Below are 15988 nucleotides of genomic sequence, written 5' to 3' on the forward strand. Positions count from 1 at the left end.
TAGTTTGGTCAACAAACATCCCGTTGGAATATTCCAGCGGGATGTTTGTTGACCATTTAACGAAAACTTTATGAAAAGAAGAAAGACTTAATCAATATTGTATTCCATGATCAATGGAGCATGATCTGAAAAACGCTGGCCTTTATAAATAGTGCCACCTTGAATCAAGTTTTTGATGCCAGGAGTCGTAATTTGGTAATCTAAACGACCGCCTTCATCTAGTTTCCAAGCACGTTCATAGTCAGGCCACCAAGTATATTGCTTGTCTTGCTTATTCACTTGGCGGAATGCATCAATGTATTCCATTTCATTGAAAATCTCGTTTATCCATTTACGTTCTTCTGGCAAGAAGCCTGAGTTACGTTGATTGACAAACCAGCTGCTCACATCGATAGGAGAGCGAGCGACATTGGCGGTACCACAGAAAATAAATTCTCGGCGTTTGCGACGGGTTTTAATTAAATGATTTTTAAACCCTTCCATAAAACGGTATTTGTGGTCTTGCAGTGCCTCTTCATGGTTTGATCCATGAGGTGTTAAAAAGGCACCTATGCTCACTTTATCGAAGTCTGCTTGAATAAAGCGGCCTTCAAAGTCGCACTCTGGGAATCCCATGCCTGTCATAATGGCTTTGGGCATGGTTTTACAATAAATGGCAACCCCTGCTTGTTCAGGGTTCTCCAGAGAGTCAAAGAAGTACGTGTTATACCCAGGTGGGAAAAACACACTATCATTTAGCGTGCGTTCGTCGGCCTGTATATCTTGCAGACATACAACATCTGGGTCCTGACGAACCATCCATTCAAAAAAGCCGCGGTCTGCTGCTTGTCTTATACCGTTTACATTAAGGCTGATGACCTTCATTTCTGGTCCCTACAATTCCTAGCCGTGTGTTATATTAGCGCCTATCCAATGTTGGCATGGCTTCGCTCGATCTTGGCGACGCTGTGTTGTTTACAATTTATCATCTTTCTGGAGTTGGCATGAAACCTTACCAAAGAGACTTTATCGAATTCGCGATTGAGCAAAATGTATTGCGCTTCGGCGAATTTACGCTTAAATCGGGTCGCGTAAGCCCTTATTTTTTTAATGCTGGCCTATTTAGTTCAGGTCAAGCGTTAGCAAAATTAGGACGGTTTTACGCTACCTCACTAATGGAAGCTAATGTTCCATTTGATGTCCTATTTGGTCCAGCCTACAAAGGCATTCCGTTGGCGACAACGACAGCTGTTGCTCTTTATGACAATCATAATGTAGACACACCATACGTTTTCAACCGTAAAGAAGCAAAAACTCACGGTGAAGGTGGTTCTCTTGTGGGGGCTCCTTTAGCTGGTAACGTCATGATTATTGACGACGTTATCACCGCTGGAACGGCCATTAGAGAAGTAATGTCTATTATTCAAGAAGCTAATGCAACTCCTGCTGGTGTATTGATCGCGCTAGACCGTCAAGAGAAAGGTCAAGGCGAGCTATCAGCCATCCAAGAAGTCGAACGAGACTTCGGTATGCCGGTTATTAGCATCGTATCTTTAAATGACATCATGACCTATTTGGCAGAACAGGATTCCCCTGAATTTGCTAAACATCTTGATGCCGTTAAAGCCTATCGTCTTAAGTACGGTATTTAATGCTAATAACACCAAATACGCTAAGGTTTGAGGTTTGCTTCAATCCTTAGCGATTTAGCATCAAGTTTTGTGCCAATACTGTCCATTGTTCCTGCCAAATTTCCATTGGCTTCACTTTAAACTCACTACGAACGTAATGGCGTATTTTTCCTTCAACAATCGCAATCAAAAAATTCGCACAAGGTGCAACCCCCATTGCTGGTCGCAAACCTTGTTTTAAATCTGCTTCACGAATGATTTGTTTTAACTGAGTTTCAATACGGTCAAATACTTGTGTAATACGAACACGTAAGCGCTCTGTCTCACCTGCTAAGGCATCAGCGGTAAGTAATCGACACATACCTGGGTTTTGTTCTGCAAAACCTAATATCAGTGTGACAATCATCTCGATGCGAGTAAGAGCACTACTTTCATCTTGAACAATACGGTTTATTCGAGTGAAAAGGCTTTCTTCGATAAATTCAATTAAGCCTTCAAACATCTTCGCTTTACTGGGAAAATGGCGATACAACGCGGCTTCAGATACGCCAACTTGCTTTGCTAGTGATGCCGTCGTGATGCGTGCGCCAGGACTCGTCTCTAGCATTTGAGCTAGTGCTTGCAGTATTTGTGTTCGGCGATCGTTTTTTTTGTTGCTCATTGTTCTTACCCAGTTTTTTACCATAGTTGTTAGTGTAGGCTATCAACAAACGCGAATACTTTATTCACTTACTTTGGTATTTGATATTAGTGTACCAACACCGGTATCAGTGAATATTTCCAATAAGGTCGCGTGTGGTACTCGACCGTCAATGATGTGAGCACTTGTTACACCTGAATTAACAGCGGAAAGTGCACAGCTAATTTTAGGTAACATGCCGCCGTAAATGGTGCCGTCGGCGATTAAGGTGTCCACTTGCGCCGTACTCAAGCCCGTCAGTACATTGCCTTGTTTATCCTGTACGCCAGAAATGTTGGTTAGCAGCATGAGTTTCTCAGCACCTACCGCTTCAGCCACTTTACCCGCTACGAGGTCTGCGTTGATATTATAAGAGTGACCTTCATCATCGACACCAATCGGTGCGATGACTGGAATCATATCGCTGCTCTCAAAAAATTTTAAGAAGCTTGTATCAATGCTAGCGACTTCGCCAACATGGCCAATGTCTACTTGCTCTGGTGAAGTCATGCCTTCAGCTTGGTGTTTTACAAACAGCTTTTTTGCTTTAATAAAGCGACTGTCTTTACCTGTAATGCCAATGGCTTTGCCACCTGCTTTACAAATCAAGTTAACAATTTCTTTGTTTACTTGACCACCCAGCACCATCTCAACCACATCCATGGTGGCAGTGTCTGTGACACGCATACCATTTATGAATTTAGACTCTATGTTTAGTTTCGTCAGCATGTCGCCAATTTGTGGCCCTCCACCATGCACAACGATGGGGTTTATGCCAATGGCTTTCATTAAAACGATATCTCGTGCAAACCCAGCTTGTAGCATTTCGTCTGTCATGGCATTGCCGCCGTATTTAATAACCAGTGTTTTACCGGCAAAGCGTTGAATGTAAGGCAGAGACTCACTTAAAACCTTGGCAACATCTAAAGCAGACTCACGAGAAAAAGCCACGTTTTACATACTCCTGTTAACAAAAATGGTTCGCATAGAAAATGATAAAAATTTTTTATAATTGTGGCAACTTGATGACAGTCAAGGCTGACAACGAGTGTAAGCAACCACTTATGGTTAAAATGATAACGTGATATTAGCGGATTAACTATATAAATTTGTATGAAACTTACGAAGTTTTGACTTATGAAAGTTAATTTCTTTTTTACTAGGTGAGATGAGTGAATGAATGTTGTAAGTCGCTCAAAAAAGATGAAATATTCTCATCTTTTTTGAGCAGCCGGTACTTATTTTGTGCCTGTGTGACCAAAGCCACCTGCGCCACGTTCTGTACTTTCGAATTCGGTAACGATATCAAATTCCGCTTGAACAACCGGTAATAAGACCAACTGAGCAACGCGCTCGCCGGGTTCGATAGTGAAGGTGGTTTGTCCACGATTCCAGCAAGACACCATGAGCTCACCTTGGTAATCAGAATCGATAAGTCCCACTAAATTACCTAACACTATACCGTGCTTATGTCCTAAACCTGAGCGAGGCAAAATTGTAGCCGCTAGATTTGGGTCTTGAATATAAATAGACAGGCCCGTTGGCAGTAGGGTCGTTTCGCCCGGAGCTAGGTCGATGGCTTGGTCAAGGCAGGCGCGTAAATCTAATCCAGCAGAACCTTCTGTTGCATAGGTCGGGAGTGGAATTTCTTTGCCGATTTTATCGCTCAGGATCTTTAATTGAATCGCTTGTTTCATAGCTATTTCTCTTTTTCTCTTAATATAAGTAAATCGTGTTAAGACGGTGATTGAATGTGTTGCTGAATACATTCAACGAGCTGGCTGGCTAACTCGCTTTTTGCGGCTTTGTCTGGCGACCAGGTCTTGTTGTGAGTAATCACAGTGACTTGGTTTTCGTCTTGATTAAAGCCAATATCGGCACGTGAGACATCGTTGGCAATGATCATGTCTAGTCCCTTACGCTCGAGTTTGCTTTTCGCGTATTCGATGACATTTTGTGTTTCTGCTGCAAAACCAACAATGGATTTGGCAAGCTTTTGCTGGGCAAGTGTGGCGATGATGTCTGGGTTTTTGACCAAGGTGAGTGTTAGCTCTTCTGTATCAGCCTGCTTTTTCATCTTTTGTTCACTGGCGATCTTCATTTTAAAGTCAGCCACGGCGGCAGCACCAATGAACACATCGGCTTGTGGTTGCATGCTTTGCTTGCATGCGGCTAGCATCTCATCAGCGCTTTTCACGGCAATAACATTGGCACCATCTGGTGGTGTGAGCTGTACTGGGCCGCTAACTAAAGTGACTTTTGCTCCGCGTGCTAATGCCGCCGTAGCTAGGGCATAGCCCATTTTTCCAGAACTGTGATTGCTGATAAAGCGAACAGGGTCGATGGCTTCCATGGTTGGACCTGCGGTAATCACCCAGTGTTGTCCAGTTAAGTCTTGTGCGATGGATGTGTCTTCAAAGTGAGTCGATATGGCGTTGAAAATATCGCTCGGCTCACTCATTCGCCCAGGGCCAATATCACCACAAGCCTGCGCGCCATCGGCAGGGCCAATGCTCAAAACACCTCGTTCAGTAAGAAGGGCGGCATTGGCTTGAGTGGCCGGGTGTCGCCACATGGCTTGGTTCATGGCTGGCGCGAGTAAGACGGGGGATTCGGTGGCTAAACACAAAGTGGTTAATAAGTCGTTAGCCATGCCTTGAGCGTAGCGTGCCATGAAATCGGCGGAAGCTGGCGCTATGACAATTAAATCGGCCCACTTAGCGAGTTCAATATGTCCCATTCCCGCTTCTGCATTTGGGTCTAATAATGTGCTACGTACTGGGTGGCCCGAAATGGCTTGCAGTGTCATCTCGGTCACAAAAGCTTTTGCACCGTCGGTTAATACGACTTGCACCTCAGCACCAGCCTTGGTCAATAAACGAATTAACTCGATGCTTTTATAGGCTGCGATGCCGCCTGTAATGCCTAATAAAATGCGTTTTTGAACGAGATTTGACATAAAAAACTTCTCAATTCGATTTGTGATAGATAAGGTTACAAATAAGGCGGGAAGCCTTTTGCGGTTGTTTTACATCACCGCTTTGCTATTTGCATGTCTAAATATGAGCAAGATTATCATGTATCAAGGAGTAGATCATGAGTATTAAGCATTGGCCTGAGCAGGAAAGGCCACGTGAGAAACTAATTCACCAAGGCGCTGACGCCTTAAGTGACTCTGAACTTTTAGCCATTTTTCTTCGTACCGGAACCCAAGGAATGAGTGCTGTTGAGCTGGCTCGGCAAGTATTGTCTCAATTTGGCGGTTTGCGCGCTTTAATGTCTGCCACGAGAGAGGAGTTTTGCCAAGGCTTTGGGTTGGGGGATGCAAAATACACTCAGCTACAGGCTGTCTTGGAAATGTCGAAGCGGCATTTGCAGGAGCAGTTGATGCGCGAAACTGTCTTTAGCAGTGCTGAGCAAGTCCGAACCTATCTTTCTTCACAGTTAAGACATTCACAGCGTGAAGTGTTTGCCGTGTTGTTTCTAGACACACAACACAGGTTGATCCGCTACCAAGAACTTTTTATGGGCACCATCGATGCCGCGGCTGTTTACCCTCGTGAGGTGGTTAAAGCCGCTTTGCAATTCAACGCTGCCGCGGTGATTCTCGCCCACAATCATCCTAGCGGCGTGGCCGAGCCGAGTCAGGCTGATATCAGCATTACAGAAAGAATCAAACGGGCTCTTGATCTCGTTGATGTGAGGTTGCTGGACCATTTTGTTGTTGGAGATGGCTCGCCTGTATCTCTCGCAGAGAGAGGGCTTTTATAGGTTTGATTAATTTAGGTTTTCAAAATAGAGAATGCTAAGAGCGTCCTAGATCGTGATCTAGGGCGCTCTTTAACTATATCGTACTTAATATTTTAGCTTCCATTGTCTAGACAGAGAGGCTGATATGAAAGTTCGAACTATTTTTTTTAGTGGGTTGATGTTGTTGTTTGGAGGATCTTTTGCTTGGGCTGATGATTATGTTGGCGTGCAAAATTTTGACGTATTTTCATCATTAAGAGGGAAAAATTTAGCGATAACTGTCTGGTATCCAAGTGATAAAAATGGACAGCGGATTCAAGTCGGTAACACTCAAATTTTTAAAGGGGTGTCTGCTATTGAAAACGCTTTACCTACTAAAGGAAGTCATCCGCTTGTTGTTCTATCTCATGGCTCTGGGTCTAACATTCAAAGTATGGCGTGGCTGGCAACAAGTCTCGCAAAAGCAGGGTTTATTGTCGCTGGCCCCAATCATCCAAGGACAACGACAGGCGATTCCACTCCCGAAGATACGCCCAAGTTGTGGGAGCGTACTCATGATCTTTCGACATTAATAAGTTTCCTTACTTCAGATAACAAGTGGCATGAGTATGTTGATGTGAATCGCATTGGCGTTATTGGTTTTTCATTAGGAGGGGCGGCGGCAATGGAAATAGCCGGGGCAAGAGCCGACCTTGATGACTATGTGCATTATTGTGAAAAATTTCCAACAATGGCGGATTGTCATTGGTTTGCTTCTGGTCAAGCCTATATTGATGGACGACCAGTGAAGGTGGATGCTTTTGATTTAAGACAGGTTGATCGAGCCTTGTTTGAGCAGTCAAACCGAGATGTACGTATAAAATCGGCAGTGCTTGTAGACCCTTCTGTTGCAATGGCTTTTAACAAGCAGAGTTTAGAAGATATCCATATTCCTATGACGTTTATTAATTTGGGTCGTCCAGAGACTGTACCTGTCTCAGTGGCTGCCAAGACTCTTGCTAAAGAGGCACCTCAAGGAACAATAGTAAATGTGAATGATGCCGTGCATTTTAGCTTTCTACCTGAATGTCAAAATAGCGCTAAGGCTTTTTTAAAGAAGATAGGAGAAATCGACCCCCTTTGTGAGGATGGTGGAACCCGTGCTCGCTCAGATATTCATGCAGAACTTGAGAGTTTGATCGAAACCTCTTTGCTGCAAACGCTGAAATAAAAGAGCAGTATTGACGGTTTTTATAAAAGACGATGCTGTTTACTGAGTCAGGTTAGATTGATATCAGCATTGCAAGCAAAATCAAACGGCTATTGTATTGATATACGACTGCCAGACCACTTTATTGTTGGTGATGGCTCGCCGCTTTCCTTGGTGGAGAAAGCTCTTAATAGAAAAACTTAGTCAGTCAACGTGAGCTTGAGGGTAATGGTACTTCTAAGCTCACTTTGACATTTCCCATTACCACATTGGAATGGAACTTGAGTATGGTTTTGTCGTCCAAAAATAGCTCTTGGGTAATGATATCGTATCGTTGCATGCTCTTTGCGGCGATCACTAAAATAAAGTCATTGTCTCCGGCAACATAATAACATTGTTGTACTTCAGGGTAGTTTAGGGTTTTTTGTTTGAAGTTATTTATTACCGAACTGCCACCTTGTATTAAGACGACTTCAACAATGACTAATATATGACCGTCTAATTCAACCGGGCTTAGTACCGCAATTTCTTTTTCTATGACTCCTGACTGTCTCAATGTTTTTAATCTTCTTTGCACGGCGGTCGCCGACAAACCAATAAGTTGACCTATTTCTTCTGTTGTTCTTCGGGCATTGGATTGCATTAGTTTTAATAGTTGGTAATCAAAAGAATCCATGGCGCATAAAATCCCCAAAAAATAAAAATATACGCAGTTAATCGGCGTTTAAATGGCCGTTTTTCTGCGAACCGTTCTAAGTGTGCTACTAAAATAGAGAAAAGCCAAATAATGGGGAGTAGATAGATGCTGGTTAAGGATAAAGATGTTTTTTTGGGGATTGGTATGGGGTTAATTGCATCTCTAATTTGGGGCAGTTGGCCTGTTATATCGAAATTGGCTCAAATTCAGAGCGTTACCTCTGTTGAAATTTCTATTTTACGGTTTGGCATTTCCGGTTTGATATTATTACCCGTTTTATTTTATCACTCTGTATCTTGGCGAATATTTTTTACCAAAGGTGTCGCGTTGTCTATTGGTGCGGGTATGCCTTATGTCTTGTTGGCAATGAAAGGTATTTCACTTTCGTCAAGTGCTCATTTTGGCATTATTGCTCCCAGTTGTATGTTGGTTGTATCGACCTTAGGCAGTGTGTGTTTTCTGTCTGAGACCTTGTCTCGTCAACGGCTGGCTGGAGTGTTTGTGGTTGTGCTTGGGGTATTGTTCGTTGGTTGGAACAGCCTTAACAGTATGAGTCCGCAGGTTTTTATAGGGGATTTGATGTTTGTTGGTTGTGGTGTCTTGTGGGCCAGTTTTACTTTATGTTGTAAATATTGGCAGCTTAGTGCTTGGCTAGCGACGTCAATGGTTTCTGTCGTCTCTGGAATAGTGTGTTTACCATTATACGCTTTTAACCACGACTCTTTGTTTACCAATCTTTCGGTTCCTACACTTTTGATGCATGGGACCTTTCAAGGAGTATTGGTGGCTATTTTTGCCCTGTATAGTTATTCGAAAAGTGTTTCTTTATTGGGTGCCGCAAAAGGTTCTGTATTTGCTGCTCTGGTTCCTCCTTTTGCGCTTTGCTTGGGTGTCATGATCTTAAATGAAGTGGTGACTTGGGTGGAAGTCGCAGGTATTGCGTGTGTCGTTTTAGGGATGTTGTTTGCTCTGGGGCTAATTCAGCTTTCTTATAAGAAAAGGCTGCCTGCTGGAGTCTAGTTATTGGTGAATTTCTTTTAGGGAATTATAGGGATGCTCCGAATGAGGTTGGCGCTCGTTTAGATAAGGTGCATCACTAGGTTTTTATTGAAGTGTGGCTGTTGATCATTTTTTTAACAAAAGAATTGCTCAATGGTCAGGGTTATGGGAAAATGCGCGCCGCTATATCCTCGGTATGGGATTTTTTTGATTCATAAGGAATCATGCTCCGCCTGAGGAAGTGAAACACTTCCAATAATCTTTCTGGATAGCAAAAGGTATTTAATTATGTCTCGCGTATGTCAAGTTACTGGGAAGCGTCCTGTTACAGGTAACAACGTTTCTCACTCAAAACGCCGTACTAAGCGTCGTTTTCTTCCTAACCTTCACTGGCACCGTTTTTGGGTCGAAGGTGAAAACCGCTACATCCGTTTACGTGTATCTTCTAAAGGTATGCGTATTATCGATAAAAAAGGTATTGAATCAGTTCTTGCTGAAATTCGTGCCAACGGCGAAAAAGTATAAGGATCTGAATCATGGCTTCTAAAGGCGCTCGCGATTTAATTCGCATGGTATCTTCTGCTGGTACTGGTCACTTTTACACAACTGACAAGAACAAGCGAAATACTCCTGACAAACTTGAAATGAAAAAGTTTGATCCAGTTGTACGTAAGCACGTTATGTATAAAGAAGCGAAAATTAAATAATTTTCGGTCTTTGTCAAAAGGAACCGACTCAGTGAGTCGGTTTTTTTGTATCTAATAGAAACACCTTGTTCATTTGGTCAAAATTTTCGTTAGCAACTTGTTGCTGTGCTTTTTTTCGTTTACTCAGTCTTGCCTGGGTGTATTTAGCTATCATTGAGGTCAACCATGCCTGAATTACCAGAAGTGGAAACCACATTGCGTGGTATCGAACCTAAACTAGTTGGGCGTACACTTGCTCGAGTCGATATTCGACAGCCTAAGTTGCGTTGGTTAATCACACCAGAATTAAGTTCGGAAGTAGTCGGAGAGAAAATCACCCATCTTTCTCGTCGAGGTAAATACATTGGTATTCATACTGCAAAAGGTACCTTAATTATTCACCTTGGTATGTCGGGGAGTTTGTATTTCGTGCCAGCCGATACGCCACCTTTATTTCATGATCACGTGGATTTTTGCTTTGCCGACGATGATGTATGGCTAAGGTATACTGATCCACGCCGTTTTGGCGCCATTTTGTGGACAAAGGAAGATTGGAACGAGCATGAGCTTATCAAACACTTAGGGCCGGAGCCGCTCTCTGAGCTTTTTAATGCCGATATGCTGTATGCCAGAGCGAAGGGTCGAAAAGTCCCGATTAAGACATTTATCATGGACAGTAAGGTGGTAGTGGGTGTCGGAAATATTTATGCAAATGAAGCCTTATTTAAGGCAGGTATTCGTCCTGATCGTTTAGCGGGTAAGATTAGTAAAGTGCGTTTAGCTCGCTTAGTTGAGTGCATTAAAGTGGTGCTCGCGGCTGCCATTAAACAGGGCGGGACAACGCTAAAAGATTTTGTTGGCGGTGATGGTAAGCCTGGTTACTTTAAGCAAGAGCTTGCTGTTTATGGTCGAGCCGACAAAGCCTGTATCGTTTGTCAAACACCACTAAAAGAAATCCGTCAAGCTCAGAGAAGTACGGTTTTCTGCACAAAGTGCCAATCATGATTGGCACTTTATTTTCCACATGAGAATGGCGGCATAAGAATTGCTATTTATTACTGTGAATGAAAGAGTTAACGACATCGCCATTGATGAAAAAGTTTTTTTATCAGTGATATGAGTAAAAATGTTGCTTAAAATGTGCAGATTACATTGCGGTATTCTGCTAATCGGTTTATTTTTGACCAGTTAGGCAAGGTTTATAATGCCTAGATTACATTACATATATTAAGAGGAATTGGAATGAAAGCTGTCTTTCTTGCATCTGTTACAGCGCTTGCTATCTCATCAACCATAGCTCACGCTGCGTCAGGGCCAGCGGTGGTGTATGACCAAGCGGGTAAATTCGACAAATCTTTTAACGAAGGCGTGGCGAATGGCGTAAAAAAATACACAGATGAGACGGGCGTTCAAGTTCGTGAATTTGAACCGAAAAACGAAGCTCAGGTAGAACAAGGTCTTCGTCGTCTTGCTAAACGTGGTTATTCTCCAATTGTTACAGTTGGCTTTAACATGACTTCCGCTGTTGAGAAAGTCGCTAAAGATTTCCCTAAAATCAACTTCACAACTATTGATGGTGTTATCGACCTTCCAAACGTACAGTCAGTTGTTTTTAAAGAGCAAGAAGGTTCGTTCCTTGTTGGTGCTTTGGCAGCGATGAAGTCTAAAACTGACACAGTGGGCTTTGTTGGTGGTATGGACATTCCTCTTGTTCGTAAGTTTGGGTGCGGCTACGAGCAAGGCGCGAAATACGTAACGCCAAATGCGAAAGTGCTACAAAATATGATTGGCTCTACTGGTGCAGCTTTTAACGACCCAACAAAAGGTTCCGAATTGGCTAAGAGCCAGTTCTCACAAGGTGCTGACGTTGTTTTCGCGGCGGCAGGCGGTTCAGGTATCGGTGTATACCAAGCGGCTAAAGACGAAGGCAAGTACGCTATCGGTGTTGACTCTAACCAAAACCACATCCAACCGGGCACTATGTTAACGTCCATGGTAAAACGTGTTGATGAAGCGGCATTTAAGACTTACGAAGATGCTGCGGCTGGTAAGTGGAAATCAGGTTTAGTTGTGCTTGGTTTGTCAGATGGTGGTATCGATTGGGCGCTGGATAAAAATAACGCTAGCTTGATCACCGAAGACATGAAAGCGAAAATGAAAGACATTCGTGCAAAAATTGTCAGTGGTGACATTAAAGTTCACGATTACATGTCAGACAACACTTGTAACTACTAAGTTACATCATAAAACAGTTATCTATATTGTATAGGTAACTGTTTTTTTTGCTCTAGTGTGTTCCATTTTAAGCAGATGAATTACTTTTAGATATGACGAATAAAACAATGCCATACGCAATTGAATTGCGAGACATCAGTAAACGTTTTGGTGCGGTTCAGGCCAATAAAGACATTTGCTTACAAGTTCCGGCTGGCACGATTCACGGTATTATTGGTGAAAATGGCGCGGGTAAATCTACTTTGATGAGTATCATTTATGGCTTTTATGAAGCCGATACTGGGCATATTGAAGTGGATGGTAAACGCGTTGAAATTCGTAGCTCTCAGGATGCGATTAATGCAGGCATAGGTATGGTACACCAGCATTTCATGCTGGTAGAAAATTTTAGTGTTCTTGAGAACGTTATCTTAGGTGCAGAAGGTGGTGCAGTACTGAAAAAAGGCATTGGCGCTGCACGTGTAGAATTGCAACGTTTAGCTCATGAATACAGTTTAGATATTGATGTAGACGCAATCGTAGAGGATCTACCGGTTGGTTTACAGCAGCGTGTTGAGATACTAAAAGCGCTGTACCGCGGTGCTCGTATTCTTATCTTGGATGAGCCCACAGGTGTATTGACACCACAAGAAGCAGACCATCTGTTTCGTATCCTAAAAGCGCTCAAAGATCAGGGCGTTACCGTTTTGTTAATTACTCATAAGTTGCGTGAAATCATGGCTTCCACTGATAATGTATCAGTGATGCGCCAAGGTGAAATGGTCGCTCACCGTGAAACGACTCAAACCAGTAAGGAAGATTTGGCGGAATTGATGGTGGGCAAAAAAGTCCGTCTTACTGTCGATAAAGATGAAGCGAAGCCAAGTGATGTTTTACTGTCTGCGAAAAATTTGTCTCAGTTCGATAGCCAAGGTGTTAAGCGTCTAAAGAATGTCAGTTTAGAGCTGCGTGCCGGTGAGATCCTAGGGATCGCAGGCGTATCCGGTAATGGTCAGAGCGAATTGTTAAATGTCCTTTCAGGTATCTCGTCCATGGACGAAGGAGAGATCCATTTCGCCGGACAAGTGATCACATCGGCAGCCCCAAAAGATGCGGCGCAGATGCGCGATCTAAAAATGGCGCATGTTCCTGAGGATCGCCATAAAATGGGCTTAGTAACAGGCTTCGAAGCCTATGAAGCGGCGGTGTTGGGTTACCATAATTCTCAGGATTACAACGGAAAAATCCTGATGAACCGCAAAGCCATGCTTGATGAATGCAACGAGCGTATGGCCGCGTGGGACGTACGTCCACCAAACCCTCACCTAAAAACGGCGAATTTTTCTGGTGGTAATCAGCAAAAAATCGTTATTGCCCGTGAAGTTGAGCAAAACCCAGAAGTGTTATTGATTGGCCAGCCTACCCGTGGCGTTGATATTGGCGCAATTGAAAACATTCACGAACAAATTGTAAAACTAAGAGATTCAGGTAAAGCCATTTTACTTGTGTCTGTTGAATTGGATGAAATTATGGCACTGAGTGATCGCATTATTGTGATGTTTGATGGTGCGGTTGTTGGCGAACTTGATGCAAAAGACGCTGATGAGCAAACCTTAGGCTTGATGATGGCGAATGCCTATAACGAAGAGCAAGAAGGGGTATCCGCATGAGTCAGGCAAAAGTACCTGCTTGGGTGAATATCGCCCTCATTCCTATGCTCAATATTGCATTGGCGTTTATTGTTTCTGGACTCGTCATTCTGGCCATTGGTGAGAACCCGATTGAAGCGGCTGGCTATTTGATCTTCGGCGCATTTGGATACGATGAAGGGATAGGTTATACGCTTTATTATGCCACCAACCTTATTTTCACTGGGTTGGCCGTATCTGTCGCTTTTAAAGGCGGATTATTCAATATCGGTGGTGAAGGTCAGGCATACATTGGCGGTTTAGGTGTGGGTTTGATCTGTTTGTCTTTGGACCATACGATGCCATTTTACGTGATCGCACCTTTGGCTGTAATTGGCTCGGCCATCTTTGGTGCCGCATGGGCGTATATTCCAGCGTATCTACAAGCTCGTCGTGGTAGCCATATTGTTATCACTACCATCATGTTCAACTTTATTGCCTCTTCGTTAATGGTTTACCTGATCGTAAACTGGTTAAAAGAAGATGGGCGTATGGCGCCAAACAGCCGAACTTTTGAAGAAAACGCTTGGCTTCCATACTTGCATGAACTGCTTTCTCCGCTTGGTATCGATATCGGTGATTCTCCACTTAACCTAGCTTTTATTTGGGCTTTGTTATGTTGTGTGTTTGTGTGGGGATTGATTTGGCATACCCGTTGGGGCTATCAGCTGCGTACTCTAGGTACGAACCCAACAGCGGCACGCTATGCGGGTATTGATACGGCGAAAGTGACGATTTGGGCGATGTTGATTTCTGGTGGTTTGGCCGGTTTTGTTGGTCTTAATGAAATCATGGGCGTGAACCATAACCTATTGCTTAACTTTACTGCTGGCTATGGTTTTGCTGGTATCGCAGTGGCTTTGATGGGGCGTAATCACCCAATTGGTATTATCTTAGCGGCTACGCTGTTCGGTGCCTTGTATCAAGGCGGTGCTGAGCTGGCTTTTGAAATTCCAACGATTACACCTGAAATTGTCGTGGTGATTCAAGGTTTGGTTATTTTGTTCTCTGGTGCGCTTGAGCATATGCTTAAAGATCGTATCGAAGGCTTTTTTATTCGCAGAGCGGTCGCGTAGGGGAAAACTATGTTTGAAACATTGATACTTATGTTGGACGCGACAATGCGCGTTTCTACGCCGCTTATTTTTGCTGCGTTAGCTGGCTTATATTCTGAGCGTGCGGGTATTGTTGATATCGGTCTAGAAGGGAAAATTTTAGGCAGTGCGTTTGCGGCGGCTGCAGCGGCGGCGGTATTTGGCTCTGCTTGGATCGGCTTGTGTTTTGGTGTGTTGGCTTCTGTTTGCTTGGCGCTGATTCATGGTTTTGCTTGTATCACTCACCGTGGTGATCACATCGTCTCTGGTGTGGCAATCAATACCATTGTGGCTGGTTTGACGGTTACCTTGTCGATGTATTGGTTTGGTATGGGAGGACAAACCCCTGCCTTATCTGGCGACGCTCGCTTCTTAGACATTACTTTCCCATTTGCGGATGCGCTAGAAAGTGTGCCGGTTATCGGGCAGATCTATTCAAACCTATTGAGTGGCCATAACATTCTGGTGTACTTGGCTTTTGCTATGGTGCCTGTGACTTACTGGGTGGTTTATAAAACCCGCTTTGGTTTGCGTCTTCGTGCCGTGGGTGAGAATCCTCATGCGGTCGATACAGCGGGTATTTCGGTGTCTTTCATTCGTTACCGTGCGTTAATTATTTGTGGCATCTTGTGTGGCTTTGCTGGCGCATATCTGTCTACCGCTCATAACGCAGGCTTCTTGAAAGACATGAGTGCGGGTAAAGGTTATATGGCTTTGGCGGCACTGATCTTTGGTAAATGGCGTCCTGTTCCTGTCTTGCTTGCTTGTTTGCTGTTTGGTTTCTTGGACGCCGTGGCCATTCGCATGCAAGGTGTGGTGATTCCGGGGATTGGCGAAGTGCCTGTTCAAGCCATCGAAGTCTTGCCTTACGTATTAACTGTGTTGTTATTAGCTGGCTTTATCGGCAAAGCAATTGGGCCAAAAGCGATTGGCCGACCCTATGTGAAAGAGCGGGCATAGAGTGGCTGATGTGAAGCAGAGTACTGAGCTGCTTGAGATGGCAACAGAAGCGATGAATAAAGCCTATGTGCCTTATTCTCGCTTTCAAGTTGGCGCTGCGATTCTAACGGCGAATGGCCAAGTGTATTCTGGTTGTAACGTAGAAAACGCCGCTTTTCCTGAAGGAACTTGTGCGGAAGCGGGTGCGATTGCATCCATGGTATTGGGTGGCGAAACGCAGATCAAAGATATTTATGTGATTGGAAATGGCGATGCTTTGGTCACACCGTGTGGTGGTTGTCGTCAGAAAATTCGCGAGTTCGCTTCTGCAGATACCCAGATCCACATATGTGGTGCTGAAGGCGTGAGAAAATCCTTCACCATGAATGAGTTGTTGCCTTATTCATTTGGCCCTGAAAATTTAGAGCAATAACCTTGTTCGC

General features: G+C 43.8%; 18 protein-coding genes. 12 read left to right on the forward strand and 6 right to left on the reverse strand.

Features of this window, described 5'->3' with window-relative positions; all coding sequences use genetic code 11:
* Nucleotides 1-87 precede the first annotated feature (87 nt).
* Nucleotides 88-864 carry an exodeoxyribonuclease III gene (locus tag C0J08_RS02505; protein WP_212654566.1) on the reverse strand — a complete coding sequence of 259 codons (777 nt, stop codon included), beginning with the start codon at nt 862-864 and terminating at the stop codon, nt 88-90.
* A gap of 119 nt (nt 865-983) precedes the next feature.
* On the opposite strand from C0J08_RS02505, the gene pyrE reads away from it, so the two are divergent.
* On the forward strand, nt 984-1631 hold the full coding sequence (gene pyrE / locus C0J08_RS02510) for an orotate phosphoribosyltransferase (protein ID WP_212654567.1): 648 nt from the start codon (nt 984-986) through the stop codon (nt 1629-1631).
* Nucleotides 1632-1677: 46 nt separating this feature from the next.
* Here pyrE and slmA read toward each other — a convergent pair whose 3' ends face one another.
* The 4 genes from slmA to coaBC form a co-directional block, all read right to left on the reverse strand.
* Nucleotides 1678-2271: a nucleoid occlusion factor SlmA gene (slmA, locus tag C0J08_RS02515; protein ID WP_212654568.1), complete on the reverse strand. Its 594-nt coding sequence runs from the start codon at nt 2269-2271 to the stop codon at nt 1678-1680.
* 60 nt (nt 2272-2331) lie between these two features.
* Nucleotides 2332-3240 (reverse strand): acetylglutamate kinase, encoded by a 909-nt coding sequence (gene argB / locus C0J08_RS02520; protein WP_212654569.1) that lies wholly within the window; start codon nt 3238-3240, stop codon nt 2332-2334.
* A 287-nt stretch (nt 3241-3527) separates the two neighbouring features.
* Complete coding sequence (gene dut / locus C0J08_RS02525; protein ID WP_212654570.1) at nt 3528-3986, reverse strand: dUTP diphosphatase; 459 nt, start codon at nt 3984-3986, stop codon at nt 3528-3530.
* Between the two features lie 38 nt (nt 3987-4024).
* A complete protein-coding gene (gene coaBC / locus C0J08_RS02530) occupies nt 4025-5248 on the reverse strand; it encodes a bifunctional phosphopantothenoylcysteine decarboxylase/phosphopantothenate--cysteine ligase CoaBC (RefSeq protein WP_212654571.1) in 1224 nt (407 codons plus the stop codon).
* Between the two features lie 137 nt (nt 5249-5385).
* On the opposite strand from coaBC, the gene radC reads away from it, so the two are divergent.
* Both radC and C0J08_RS02540 read left to right on the forward strand, forming a co-directional pair.
* A complete protein-coding gene (radC, locus tag C0J08_RS02535) occupies nt 5386-6060 on the forward strand; it encodes a RadC family protein (RefSeq protein WP_212654572.1) in 675 nt (224 codons plus the stop codon).
* 124 nt (nt 6061-6184) lie between these two features.
* A complete protein-coding gene (locus tag C0J08_RS02540) occupies nt 6185-7249 on the forward strand; it encodes an alpha/beta hydrolase family protein (protein WP_212654573.1) in 1065 nt (354 codons plus the stop codon).
* Nucleotides 7250-7436: 187 nt separating this feature from the next.
* Here the strand turns inward: C0J08_RS02540 and C0J08_RS02545 are convergent, their stop codons facing one another.
* Nucleotides 7437-7904: an Lrp/AsnC family transcriptional regulator gene (locus C0J08_RS02545; protein WP_212654574.1), complete on the reverse strand. Its 468-nt coding sequence runs from the start codon at nt 7902-7904 to the stop codon at nt 7437-7439.
* A 126-nt stretch (nt 7905-8030) separates the two neighbouring features.
* Here C0J08_RS02545 and C0J08_RS02550 point away from each other — a divergent pair, with 126 nt between their 5' ends.
* The 9 genes from C0J08_RS02550 (at nt 8031) to cdd (ending at nt 15978) form a co-directional block, all read left to right on the forward strand.
* Nucleotides 8031-8945, forward strand: a complete 915-nt coding sequence (locus C0J08_RS02550) for a DMT family transporter (RefSeq protein WP_212654575.1) — start codon at nt 8031-8033, stop codon at nt 8943-8945.
* 267 nt (nt 8946-9212) lie between these two features.
* Nucleotides 9213-9449: a 50S ribosomal protein L28 gene (gene rpmB, locus C0J08_RS02555; protein ID WP_063332439.1), complete on the forward strand. Its 237-nt coding sequence runs from the start codon at nt 9213-9215 to the stop codon at nt 9447-9449.
* 11 nt (nt 9450-9460) lie between these two features.
* On the forward strand, nt 9461-9631 hold the full coding sequence (rpmG, locus tag C0J08_RS02560; RefSeq protein ID WP_011978459.1) for a 50S ribosomal protein L33: 171 nt from the start codon (nt 9461-9463) through the stop codon (nt 9629-9631).
* A 165-nt stretch (nt 9632-9796) separates the two neighbouring features.
* Nucleotides 9797-10615, forward strand: a complete 819-nt coding sequence (gene mutM / locus C0J08_RS02565; RefSeq protein WP_212654576.1) for a bifunctional DNA-formamidopyrimidine glycosylase/DNA-(apurinic or apyrimidinic site) lyase — start codon at nt 9797-9799, stop codon at nt 10613-10615.
* 237 nt (nt 10616-10852) lie between these two features.
* Complete coding sequence (locus tag C0J08_RS02570) at nt 10853-11845, forward strand: BMP family lipoprotein (RefSeq protein ID WP_212654577.1); 993 nt, start codon at nt 10853-10855, stop codon at nt 11843-11845.
* A 92-nt stretch (nt 11846-11937) separates the two neighbouring features.
* Nucleotides 11938-13494 carry an ABC transporter ATP-binding protein gene (locus C0J08_RS02575; protein ID WP_212654578.1) on the forward strand — a complete coding sequence of 519 codons (1557 nt, stop codon included), beginning with the start codon at nt 11938-11940 and terminating at the stop codon, nt 13492-13494.
* Nucleotides 13491-14588: an ABC transporter permease gene (locus C0J08_RS02580; RefSeq protein ID WP_212654579.1), complete on the forward strand. Its 1098-nt coding sequence runs from the start codon at nt 13491-13493 to the stop codon at nt 14586-14588. Before C0J08_RS02575 ends, C0J08_RS02580 begins: the two co-directional genes overlap by 4 nt.
* Before the next feature lie 9 nt (nt 14589-14597).
* Nucleotides 14598-15566 (forward strand): ABC transporter permease, encoded by a 969-nt coding sequence (locus C0J08_RS02585; RefSeq protein WP_212654580.1) that lies wholly within the window; start codon nt 14598-14600, stop codon nt 15564-15566.
* Nucleotides 15567-15576: 10 nt separating this feature from the next.
* On the forward strand, nt 15577-15978 hold the full coding sequence (gene cdd / locus C0J08_RS02590) for a cytidine deaminase (protein ID WP_349304781.1): 402 nt from the start codon (nt 15577-15579) through the stop codon (nt 15976-15978).
* The last annotated feature ends 10 nt before the right edge of the window (nt 15979-15988 follow it).

The sequence above is a fragment of the Marinomonas sp. CT5 genome (assembly GCF_018336975.1).
Taxonomy (GTDB): Bacteria; Pseudomonadota; Gammaproteobacteria; order Pseudomonadales; family Marinomonadaceae; genus Marinomonas.

What these genes read in the sequence shown, in the direction of transcription:
- C0J08_RS02580 (WP_212654579.1), top strand. Translation starts at nt 13,491, where the DNA reads ATGAGTCAGGCAAAAGTACCTGCTTGGGTGAATATCGCCCTCATTCCT.
- dut (WP_212654570.1), bottom strand. Translation starts at nt 3,986, where the DNA reads ATGAAACAAGCGATTCAATTAAAGATCCTGAGCGATAAAATCGGCAAA.
- radC (WP_212654572.1), top strand. Translation starts at nt 5,386, where the DNA reads ATGAGTATTAAGCATTGGCCTGAGCAGGAAAGGCCACGTGAGAAACTA.
- mutM (WP_212654576.1), top strand. Translation starts at nt 9,797, where the DNA reads ATGCCTGAATTACCAGAAGTGGAAACCACATTGCGTGGTATCGAACCT.
- C0J08_RS02505 (WP_212654566.1), bottom strand. Translation starts at nt 864, where the DNA reads ATGAAGGTCATCAGCCTTAATGTAAACGGTATAAGACAAGCAGCAGAC.
- C0J08_RS02575 (WP_212654578.1), top strand. Translation starts at nt 11,938, where the DNA reads ATGACGAATAAAACAATGCCATACGCAATTGAATTGCGAGACATCAGT.
- rpmB (WP_063332439.1), top strand. Translation starts at nt 9,213, where the DNA reads ATGTCTCGCGTATGTCAAGTTACTGGGAAGCGTCCTGTTACAGGTAAC.
- rpmG (WP_011978459.1), top strand. Translation starts at nt 9,461, where the DNA reads ATGGCTTCTAAAGGCGCTCGCGATTTAATTCGCATGGTATCTTCTGCT.
- slmA (WP_212654568.1), bottom strand. Translation starts at nt 2,271, where the DNA reads ATGAGCAACAAAAAAAACGATCGCCGAACACAAATACTGCAAGCACTA.
- pyrE (WP_212654567.1), top strand. Translation starts at nt 984, where the DNA reads ATGAAACCTTACCAAAGAGACTTTATCGAATTCGCGATTGAGCAAAAT.
- coaBC (WP_212654571.1), bottom strand. Translation starts at nt 5,248, where the DNA reads ATGTCAAATCTCGTTCAAAAACGCATTTTATTAGGCATTACAGGCGGC.
- C0J08_RS02540 (WP_212654573.1), top strand. Translation starts at nt 6,185, where the DNA reads ATGAAAGTTCGAACTATTTTTTTTAGTGGGTTGATGTTGTTGTTTGGA.
- C0J08_RS02585 (WP_212654580.1), top strand. Translation starts at nt 14,598, where the DNA reads ATGTTTGAAACATTGATACTTATGTTGGACGCGACAATGCGCGTTTCT.
- C0J08_RS02545 (WP_212654574.1), bottom strand. Translation starts at nt 7,904, where the DNA reads ATGGATTCTTTTGATTACCAACTATTAAAACTAATGCAATCCAATGCC.
- C0J08_RS02550 (WP_212654575.1), top strand. Translation starts at nt 8,031, where the DNA reads ATGCTGGTTAAGGATAAAGATGTTTTTTTGGGGATTGGTATGGGGTTA.
- C0J08_RS02570 (WP_212654577.1), top strand. Translation starts at nt 10,853, where the DNA reads ATGAAAGCTGTCTTTCTTGCATCTGTTACAGCGCTTGCTATCTCATCA.